General features: G+C 61.3%; 2 protein-coding genes. Both read left to right on the top strand.

The window, feature by feature from the left end; genetic code table 11:
• A partial coding sequence (locus NPX02_RS21225) for an ATP-binding protein (protein ID WP_260296061.1) occupies positions 1–568 on the top strand: 568 nt, incomplete at its 5' end.
• On the top strand, positions 565–741 hold the full coding sequence (locus NPX02_RS21220) for a hypothetical protein (RefSeq protein ID WP_260296060.1): 177 nt from the start codon (positions 565–567) through the stop codon (positions 739–741). The genes NPX02_RS21225 and NPX02_RS21220, both read left to right, overlap by 4 nt.
• The last annotated feature ends 137 nt before the right edge of the window (positions 742–878 follow it).

Raw genomic sequence — 878 nt, 5'->3', positions numbered from 1 at the left:
CCAGTGCGACCGGGAGCTGGTCAGTGACCTGATGCGCCTCGACTTCCTCACCGAGGCGGTCAATATCATCCTGGCGGGACCCAACGGGGTAGGCAAATCGACCCTGGCCCGCAACATCGCCCATCAAGCGGTACTGGCGGGCCATAGCGTCCTCTTTACCAGCGCCGGCCAGATGCTCAATGACCTGGCCGCCCAGGACGGCGATGGCGCCATCAAACGGCGCCTCGCCCGCTACGCCCGGCCGCAACTGCTGGTGATCGACGAGGTGGGCTACCTCTCCTACTCCAATCGCCATGCTGATCTGCTGTTCGAGATCGTCTCCCGGCGTTACGAGGAGAAATCCACCCTGGTCACCACCAACCGGCCCTTCGCCGAGTGGGGCGAGGTCTTTCCCAACGCCTCCTGCGTGGTCTCGTTGGTGGACCGTCTGATCCATCGCTCGGAGATCCTCACCATCGAAGGGCAGTCCTACCGCCTCAAGGAGGCCAAGGAGCGGCAACAGCGGCGCGCCGCCAGCCGCAAGAAAAGCAAAACGGCTACGGCCGGGAAGAAGGAGACCAAGCCATGATCCCGATACAGATACCCGACTACTGGACGCCGGAGCAGGCGTTAGCCGTTTACGAGTTGATCGACGAAATCCGCGATGCGATCTGGAGCCGTTACCAGATCTCATTGATCGAGTTGATGCAGGAGGAGCGGGTAACGACCTTCGAGGTCAACGACGATGACTTGACCTTCTGAGCAGATCATTCAGCCGAGATCGGCGGCGTTACTTGGCTTGAGTCGAGGCGACCCGCCTGGCTGAGGTCGAGTAATGCCGCCCAAATCCGCGACTGTGGACTTCGCCAGATAGGCGCGGTTTTACTCAGCCGTTAACA

Source organism: Sedimenticola hydrogenitrophicus (genome assembly GCF_025175675.1).
In the GTDB taxonomy this organism is placed as follows: Bacteria; Pseudomonadota; Gammaproteobacteria; order Chromatiales; family Chromatiaceae; genus Sedimenticola; species Sedimenticola hydrogenitrophicus.
Note: the sequence above shows the minus strand (reverse complement) of the source record. Positions and strands in the feature narration are given on the sequence as shown.